Raw genomic sequence first — 5,904 nt, forward strand, 5'->3', positions numbered from 1 at the left:
CATTGTGCCTTTATTAGTAACAGGATTATATTCATCAAGATGGTGCCAAACATATCCTCGTGGAGTAGAAACCTGATTTAACCCAGCTTTAGCATTTGCTCTTTGAAAATCCTGAATATAATCACCTGAATATTCAATAGTAACTATAGGGTTAACTCCGGGTCGTTTATTATATAACGCATTACTACCTGAATAATCTAACCCGCCACCCGAAGTTTTAGTTACTCCTGTATAACCGCGATCTTCCAGTTTAGTTATGGGATCTACAGCGAGGCCTAAAGGATCGATCCAACTTAGAGGATTAGGCGCATACGAATATAAATTTATTCCGCCCCTCAGCCCCACCGGATCCTGACTGACGAACCTGCCACACTCCGGTGCATAATATCTGAACAGATTATAATGCAGCCCCGTCTCGTCGTCAAAATACTGCCCCGGCAGCCGCAACGGCTGGTGAAAGTACGCCCCGCTGTTGCTGATGTCCGCCGCATTCTCTCCAAACCCCCTGATATACCCCGCCCACACCAGCGTTCCGTCCGCCGCCGTCACCTCCTGCGGCGTGCCCGTCACGTCCGTGTGGTAATACCACACCTGCCTGCTTTCTCCCCGCCCCGTCACGCTCGCCACCGGCGTGTACGGCTGTTCCGCATCGTACAGATAGGTCCGCCAGCCCTGCTGCTGCACGTTCTCCTGCAACAGCCTGAACCCCTCCCACACAAAGTCCGTCCGGCTCCGCGCCGTATGACCCGTGTGCCGCCCGTACGTCGCCTTGCGGATTCGCCTCCCCAGCGCATCGTAGCCGTAGTGCGTCTCCGTGTTGCCACTGATGACCCGCGTCAACTGCCCCTGCGCGTTCCACTCCAGTTGCTGGTCGCGCCGCGTGGTCAGCTCGCCCCACTCGTTATAGCCGTAACGGTCACGACCACAGCCCGGCAGCCGGTTGCTCATCACCGGACCCTGCCCTTCGTTATCCAGCAGGTTGCCCGCCTTATCGTAATAATAACGGTCATGGTCATACATCTGACCTGAGCGCCCGGTCAGGTAACCGCTTCTGTCATAGCTGTACACCACGCTGCCACGCAGGCTGTCGTCAATCGTGCCCACCTCGCCGTGGTTGTTCCAGTAATAGTCCCTCGACGTCACGCAGCCCTGCCGCGCCGGGCGCTGGCCGGGAAGAACAGGGGCGCTGCCGGGCGCCAGGCTGCGCTGCCAGCTCAGCAGCCCGTCGTCGTCGTAGCCGCTGTACGTCGCAAGCTGCCCCTGCGTGCGCATTATCTGACGGTGCAGGCTGTCGCGCTCATACTCACTCACCGTCAGGCCGTCCAGCGCCGTCTGTAACAGATGCCCGCTCCCGTAATACAGATGCGTCAGGTGCTGCCCGTCCGGCAGCGTGATGTCCGTCGGGTTGCCCAGCGCGTCGCGCTGATAACATATGCTGCCGTTCCCCGCGTGCTCCGCCGTCAGCCAGCCGCTGCGGTCATACTCAAAACGCACCGTGTCGGCCTGCATCCGGTGCTGCTGTTGCCCCGCCTCCGTGGGCGTGAGCGTCACTGCCGTTATCTGGTCCAGCCGGTTGTAGCTGAACGTCCGCTGGCCGTGTTCATTCTCCGTCCGTAACAGACGGCCCAGCGCATCCCGCTGCTGCGTCTCCCGCCGCACGCCGCCCTGCGTGCCCGTGGTCTGTATCGCCGTCAGATAACCGCTGTCGTCCAGGATAAAAGTACGGCTCAGTCCGTCCGGGCGCACCTCACGCACCAGCCTGCCGTCCGCATCGTGACTGAACCGGTACTGCGCCCCGTTGCCGTTGGTCAGCGCTGCCACCCGGCCTTCCGGCGTGTACTGCCAGCGCGTCTCGCGCTTCTCCTCATCCGTGTGCGCCGCCAGCAGACCACGCGGCGTATACCGCCAGCTCTCCACGCTCCCCGTGATGCGCCGGTGGCTGCTCATCAGCCCCAGCGCATTCCAGGTATACCTGTCCTGCTGTTTCCCCGGTGAGTTCACCGTCTCCGGCAACCCAAGTCGGTTGTAGCTGATGCGTACCACCTTCCCTTCCGCGTCCGTCACCCGCGTCAGGTTGCCGTCCTCATCGTGGTCATATCCTGTGCTGCGCCCTGAACAGTCGGTGTACCGCGTCATCTGCCCCCGGCTGTCGAACGCCGTCACCACCGTGCCGCCCGCCGCATCCGTCCGGCTGCACATCTGCCCCTGTTCATCGTAAGCGTACTGCGTCACCCGCCCTTCCGGGTCCGTCTCCTGCACTGGCTGGCCGTGGGCGTTGTACTGCGTTTTCCAGACAGCGTCATCGTCCAGCGCCGTGCGCGTGATTTCGTCGAACTCGCCGTTCCACTGCGTCTGCGTCACCCGGCCTTCCGGATCTGTCGTCTTCACCACCCGGTTCTGGCTGTCATATTCATACGCCACCGTGCGACCGCCGGGCAGCTCAATGTTGACAGGGAAGTGGTCTTCGTTGTACGTGAAGCGGTACATTCCACCGCCCGGCGTCCGGTGCGCGGTGATATACGTCTCCCTGTCGTACCACCACTGCCATGACTCCCCCTGCCTGCCGGTGACGGTGGTGGTGCCTGCGGCAAAATCATAGTCAAAGCGGTAATGTTCGCCGTCACTGGTGTCGTGCTCCGTCACGCGCGGCGCGCCGTCGAGTTCCTGCCAGCGGTAGCGGCAGGTGAACCCCGCCGCATTGCTGTGCGCCGTCATCAGCCCGTTTTCATAAGCAAACTGCCGCACCTGCGTTCCCGCCCGGTTCACCACGCCGGTCAGTTGACCGTTATCGTCATACCGGTACTCCACCAGATTGCCACGGGTGCCGCCCTGCACCAGTTCAATTCGCGACAGCCGCTCCCCTGCCGGGGTCTGTGTGCGGTGCAGTAACAGGTGATGCCCGCTGCTGGAGGCTATCCGTACCAGTCTGCCTCCTTCGTGCCCGAAGACAATGCGCTGGCGGTGCGGCGTCTCCATAAACCGCAGGTATGCCATGCCGTCACTGTCAAAATCACCAAATACGTAATAGCTGCGGTCGGTGTAATGCAGCACGTAACGCCCGTCATGCAGGCGGCTGAGGTATAACTGTTCCTCCGGGTCAAATATCTGGTGGCCGGGCGTCAGCATCGTTTTCGGGTAACTCAGTTCCCGCCCCTGTACACCGGTCAGCGTGAGGTGTTCATCGTCCTCGCGCAGGCTGGTTTCCCAGTTCAGCCGCCAGCCCCGTCCCAGCAGTCCCACGGTTTCCAGGTGGCTGGCGTAAAAACGCGAGCAGGTGACCGGCAGGCGACCGGGCAGGGTGAAGTCCGTTTCCGGCAGCAGGATTTTCTGCCCGGTGGTCACATCCACCGGATTGCTGAACAGCCCGCTGATAGCCTCACTCACGGCCATCCCGGTAAGCTCCCCGCCGATAAACTTAGCGGCACATTTAGTGCCAAATTTCGTCCCCAGCTTTGCCGCCTGCCGCCACGCCCCGGCCAGCCCGCCGAGCAGACCCGCCACGACAAACAATACATCCACCACCTTGCGCAGCCAGTCCGGGATTTCAGAACTGATTTCCAGTACCGTCTGTGTGCCGCCGCCGAGAAACACATCCGGCGAACCGTCTTCAATCACCGCGTCGCATTCGGTGTGGTCATCCTTACGGGCGGCGGGCTGGCTGTTAATGTAGATATTTTCCGACCCCTGGGCGATGCGTTTTTCTGCGATATGGTTATCGCATTTCACCGTACTCAGTACCGCGCGCGCCGCCGGGCGACTGTTGGTGCTGACATTCTCCGAACCGGTGAGGATTTTTCCTGCCGTGTGGTGGATGGAGCGCCCGATGGCCTCGCCCAGTTGCAGTACCCCGGAGGCTATCTGGTCGGCCAGAAAACCCAGAACCAGTCCGGCAAGAAAACCGCAGGTAAATAAGGCAAAGGCGGCAAGCGCGATAATGGCGATACCGATGATAGCGCCGATAAGAAACCCGGCGAGCGCACTGGTGTGGTAGACAGGGTCATCCACACGGGCTGCTTCATACATGGTCACACCTCCGTGTGATTATTCGTTTTTATCCGGCTGAAAGCCTGCCAGCCAGGTGTTCCAGAGCAGGTCTGCTTTATCATCAAAAGGACGGGGACTGGTCAGGGTGAAGACCAGTACCTTGCCAGGGGTTGCAATAAACCCGGCCTGACGCTGGTACACTTCCGTTTTCCCGGATTTATGGGTGGCGGCAATTTGTTCCCCCATCAGGGCATCATTGCCCGTTCCTGCCTGTGCAGGCGCTCGCGACAATACCCGGTGCTGACCGAGATTTTTTTTCATCAGTGCAATCTGGCGGTCAATATAGGCGGGCAGGTCTTCATCAGGTTTGAGCGTATCGCGGGAAATATTCAGGCCGGGCGATGTTCGTTCATTGCCCTCCGGGATAAAAATATTGACGCTGCGATCCGTAAATGTTTCAGGCAGGACAAAACACCCTTCCTGTATGCGGTATGGTCGATCCATGAGAACTCCAGGTTTAATTCAGATCATTCAGAGGTGGGAAGGGGGGCAATATCATCGGCGGTTACGGCTGTGCCGCCATCCGGGTTCATATCAATACCTTTACCAATCAGTTGCATGACATCGCTGGTATGTAACATCAGTTGCTTGCCACAAAACTCAATGGAGCCGTCCTTATGTAAAACAAGCGCCGCATTGCCGCAGCGAAGCGTGAATTGATCGCCAACATCTAAACGATAAGTGGTGCCGATATTGATCGTCTGCGCCAGTTTTACGGAAAGGCCGTCATTCTTCGTTACCGTGGTGTTTCTGTCCTCACCAATACTGTTGGTTTCATTTTTAATAATGGTTTTAGTGCGATCCACCATTACCGTATGTGTTTCATTATTCTTCACCGTGGTGTTGAGATCTTTTTCCGCGTGGAACTTCACTTCCTCCGCGCCGGTTTTATCATCAAAACGCAGCATGTTGCCGTTCGCTGGCCCGCCATACAGTGAGTGGCTGAAGATCCCGCTCTGCGACGCCATTCCCGGCAGTCCCCACGGCGGCATGGTGTCCTGGTTGTAGGTGCGCCCCACGATGATCGGCAGATCCGGATCGCCGTTTTTGAAATCCACCAGCACTTCCTGGCCGATACGCGGGATCTGGATCATCCCGAAGCCTTTGCCCGCCCACGGGTAGCTGACGCGTATCCAGCAGGAGCTGTTTTCATCCATTTTGCCGTAACGGTCCCAGCCAAACTGCACCTTTACCCGCCCGTATTGATCGGTCCAGATTTCCTGCCCCGCCGGGCCGGTGACAATGGCGCTCTGCGGGCCTTTAGTGTGGGGTTTGCTCACCGTCCGCTGCGGGCGGAACACCTCACGGGTGGGGTGCAGTTCAAAACGGGTGGAGAAGGTAAAGTGCTGGTCCTGCCCGCTGTGCTGCGCGTTGTCCTGCACAAACAGCGTAGTCTGCGCCAACAGATATTCCTGGTTGAGTTCTGCCGTAGGGTGATTCATCAACGCAAAGGTGTAGCCAGTCATCAGCGTACGGATATTCCCGGCACCGTGAACCCGGCTGCCAGGGCTGCGCTGCGCTTCCATACGGATGCGCGTCAGCATTTCGCCTTCGCCCTTGTCGAAATAATCGCCCGGCCATTCGTAGTGTTCGTAACTGGCATGGCCGGTTTCACGCGGATCCGCCACTGTGTTCGCCAGCCGCGAGCGCGGTTTTTTAAAGTCAAAATCATCCAGTACCCACTGCCCGGTACGCAGACTTTCATTGGCTATAATGGTGTGGATAAATGCTTTATCCAGCTTTAACCCTTTTTGATGCCATTCCACCTCCGGTGAATCCGGGCAGGCGTGATGTGTACTGATGGCATCCGCCAGCACCAGCGTGTGGCTGTCCTCGCTGTGTTCAAACCACCAGTAGATG

The 5,904-nt window shown here is 58.7% G+C and carries 3 protein-coding genes; all 3 read right to left on the bottom strand.

Annotated features, from left to right (window positions below):
* Positions 1-4,023, bottom strand: a 4,023-nt coding sequence (locus ACLD11_RS21615) for an RHS repeat-associated core domain-containing protein (RefSeq protein WP_411015361.1), incomplete at its 3' end; no start/stop codon positions are given.
* Positions 4,024-4,041: 18 nt separating this feature from the next.
* Positions 4,042-4,488 carry a DcrB-related protein gene (locus tag ACLD11_RS21620; RefSeq protein WP_080108936.1) on the bottom strand — a complete coding sequence of 149 codons (447 nt, stop codon included), beginning with the start codon at positions 4,486-4,488 and terminating at the stop codon, positions 4,042-4,044.
* A gap of 23 nt (positions 4,489-4,511) precedes the next feature.
* The coding region (locus tag ACLD11_RS21625; protein WP_411015362.1) for a type VI secretion system Vgr family protein at positions 4,512-5,904 on the bottom strand (1,393 nt) is incomplete at its 5' end.

Origin of the sequence: Salmonella sp. 741265116_PST, from assembly GCF_046567715.1 — a bacterium.
Classification (GTDB): domain Bacteria; phylum Pseudomonadota; class Gammaproteobacteria; order Enterobacterales; family Enterobacteriaceae; genus Salmonella; species Salmonella enterica.